This is a genomic window from Corallococcus sp. 4LFB (assembly GCF_046520365.1).
Lineage (GTDB): Bacteria > Myxococcota > Myxococcia > Myxococcales > Myxococcaceae > Corallococcus > Corallococcus caeni.
Map to the genome: position 1 here is coordinate 1 of NZ_JBKGHJ010000697.1, position 3,366 is coordinate 3,366.

General features: G+C 74.3%; 2 protein-coding genes. Both read right to left on the reverse strand.

The window, feature by feature from the left end; translation table 11 throughout:
* A partial coding sequence (locus ACLEQD_RS39730; RefSeq protein ID WP_410391125.1) for a molybdopterin-dependent oxidoreductase occupies nt 1-2,247 on the reverse strand: 2,247 nt, incomplete at its 3' end.
* A partial coding sequence (locus ACLEQD_RS39735; protein WP_410391126.1) for an NADH-quinone oxidoreductase subunit F occupies nt 2,235-3,366 on the reverse strand: 1,132 nt, incomplete at its 5' end. The genes ACLEQD_RS39730 and ACLEQD_RS39735, both read right to left, overlap by 13 nt.

Here is a 3,366-nt window from a genome sequence, read left to right on the forward strand (position 1 = left end):
CGAACGCCCCGGTGTGCAGCCGCCGCGTGCCCGGGTGCCGCTCGTCCGGGCAGGGCCACTGGAGGCCGCCCTGCTCCAGGCGCGCGTAGGACAGGCCCGCGCCCGCGGGCCACACGCGCCGCACCTCGTCCCAGACCTCCTCCGGGGACTGGAAGGTGAAGCCCTGGGAGTGGCCCAGGCGCGCGCCGCGCGGCAGAGGATCTCCCAGTCCGCAAGGCAGTCTCCCGTGGGCGGCAGGGACGCGCGCACCCGCTGCACGCGCCGCTCGCCGTTCATGAAGGTGCCGTCCTTCTCGAAGGAGGTGCACGCGGGCAGGAAGACGTGGCCCAGGGCGCGCGCCGTCTCGTTGAGGAACAGGTCCTGCACCACCAGCAGCTCCAGCCGCTCCAGCGCCTCGCGCGTGGTGTTCGCGTCCGGGTTGGTGAGCAGCACGTCGTAGCCAAAGGCCCACAGCGCGTGGAGCCGCCCGCCGCGCGCCGCCTCCATCATTTGCATCAAGTCCATCCCCGGCGTGGAGGGCAGGGGCGCGCCCCAGGCCGCCTCGAAGCGCGCCCGGTGCTGCTCCAGGGGGACGTAGCCGGTGAGCTGTCCCGGCTCACAGCCCATGTGCGCGGAGCCCTGCACGTTGTTCTGGCCGCGCATCGGGTTGACGCCCATGCCCGGCCCGCCGAGGTTGCCCGTCAGGAGCGCCAGGTTCACCAGCGCCATGACCGTCTCGGTGCCCTGGACGTGCTCCGTCATGCCCAGCCCGTGCACCATCATGGACGGGCCGTGGGTGGCGTACAGGCGCGCCGCGTGGCGCAGGGCGTCCGCGTCCACGCCGCACAGCCGCGCGGCGTGCTCGGGCGTCCAGCCGTGGATGAAGGTCCGGAAGTCCTCCAGCGCGTCCACGCGCTCGCGCAGGAAGGCCTCGTCGCACAGCCCTTCGGCCACCACCACGTGGGCCAGCGCGTTGAGCAGCGGCACGTCCGTGCCGGCCCGGGGCTGGAGGTGCACGTCCGCGTAGCGCGCCAGCTCCGTGCGCCGCGAGTCGATGACGATGAGCTTCGCCCCCCTGAGTACCGCCTGCTTGATGCGCGCGCCGACGACGGGGTGGCACTCGGTGGTGTTGCTGCCGGCCACCAGCAGGGTGCGCGCGTGCTCCACGTCCTCGAAGGAGTTGGTGGCCGCGCCCGTGCCCAGCATCTGCTTCAGCCCGGCGGCGCTGGGGGCGTGGCACACGCGCGCGCAGCAGTCCACGTTGTTCGTCCCCAGCACCACGCGGGCCAGCTTCTGCGCCAGGTAGTTCTCCTCGTTGGTGGCCCGCGCGGAGCCCAGCATCCCCACCGCGTCCGGGCCGTGCGCGTCCCGCAGGCCGCGCAGCCGCCGCGCGATGAAGCCCAGCGCCTCGTCCCAGGAGGCGCGCCGCCAGCCGCTCGCCTCGCGCAGGAGCGGCACGGTGACGCGGTCCGGCGCCGTCACGAAGTCGAAGGCGTAGCGGCCCTTGGAGCACAGGTGGCCCTGGTTGGACGGGCCCTCGCGCGAGGCGCGCACGGTGACGATGCGGCCCCCGCGCGTGCCCACGTCCAGCTCGCAGCCCACGCCGCAGTAGGAGCAGGTGGTCCGCGTCCAGGCCTCGGGCCAGCCCCGGTCCAGCAGCGTCCGGTCCTCCAGCGCGCCGGTGGGGCAGCTGTCCACGCACGCGCCGCAGGAGACACAGGAGCTCTCCTTCAGGCTGGGCCCGTCCGGGAGGATGCGCGTGTCCGCGCCCCGGTTCCACACGCGCCAGACGAACTGCCCCTGCACGTCGTCGCAGATGCGCACGCAGCGGTAGCAGCGGATGCACTGGGACATGTCCACGTGGATGTACGGGTGCGAGTCGTCCCGCAGCTCCGGCCGGTGCTCGCCGCGCGCCTCGCCGTCCAGGCCGTACTCGCGCAGCGCGCGGTGGAAGGGCTTGTCCGGATGGCGGGCCACCGCCTCGGCCGGGTACTCCGAGGCCAGCAGGCGCAGCAGGATTCGCCGCTGCGCCTCCACCCCGGGGCTGCGCGTGCGCACCACCATGCCCTCCACCAGCGGGGTGGTGCAGGCGGCCACCGGGCGCTCGTGGCCTTCGACCTCCACGATGCAGGTGCGGCACGCGCCCACGGGCGCCAGGCGTGAGTCGTCGCAGAGCGCGGGGACGCCGACCCCCAGGGCCTCCAGCGCCTCCAGGACGGTGCCCGGCGCGCACTCGCGCAACTGCCCGTCGATGGTCACCCGAAGCATGCCGCCACCTCCTCCCCGTAGTGGCGCAGCACGCTCCGGGCGAACTCGCCCAGGCCCGTGCCGTGGCCGCACAGGCTGGTGAGGCGCAGCGCCTCGGCGACCTCCTCCCAGTCCGCCGCGCCGGAGCGGGGCGCGGTGCCGGCGTCCAGCACGCGCGCGAAGAGCTGCTCGACGTGCCGCGCCCCCAGGCGGCAGGGCGTGCACCTCCCGCACGACTCATACGCGCCAAAGGAGAAGACGTGGTGCACCAGCGCGGCGATGGACGTGTGCGTGTCGAAGGCCACCACGCCGCCATGGCCCACGGAGGCGCCCACCGCCTGGAGCTCGTCGAAGCCCAGCGGGGTGTCCAGCAGGTGCGGAGGGAGGATGCCCGCCAGCGGCCCCCCGATGAGGACGCCCTTCAGCGGCCCGGTCCGAAGCCCACCTCCCAGCTCCTCCACCACGGTGCGCACCGGCGTGCCCAGCTCCACTTCGTAGAGCCCCGGGTGGTGGAAGAGGGAGTTGAGCGACAGCACCTTCGTGCCCCGGCTGCCCGGGACTCCCAGCGCGGCGTAGGCCTGGCCGCCATGCCGCGCGATCCACGGCAGGTTGGCGAGCGTCTCCACGTTCTGCACCAGCGTGGGTTGACCGAAGAGGCCCGCCTGGGCGGGGTAGGGAGGCCGGGCCCGCACGAAGGGCCGGCGTCCCTCCAGGGCGTTGAGCAGCGCCGTCTCCTCGCCACACAGGTAGCTGCCGCGGCCCACCTCGACGGAGACCTCACAGGAGAAGCCGCTGCCCAGGATGCGCGGCCCCAGCAGGCCCGCGCGGTGGGCCTCGTGCAGGGCCACGTGCAGGACGCAGGCGGCCAGCGGGTACTCCTTGCGCACGTAGACCGTCGCCCGGCGGGCCCCCACCGCGTACGCCGCCAGCAGCAGGCCCTCCAGCACGGCGTGGGGATCCTCCTCCATCAGGAACCGGTCGATGTACGCGCCCGCGTCGCCCTCGTCCGCGTTGGCCACGACGTACTTCTCCTCGCCCGGAGCGGCGGCCACCGCGCGCAGCTTGCGGCCGGTGGGGAAGCCCGCGCCCCTCGGCCGCGCAGGCCGGAGCGCTCCACCTGCGCGATGAAGGCCTCCGGCG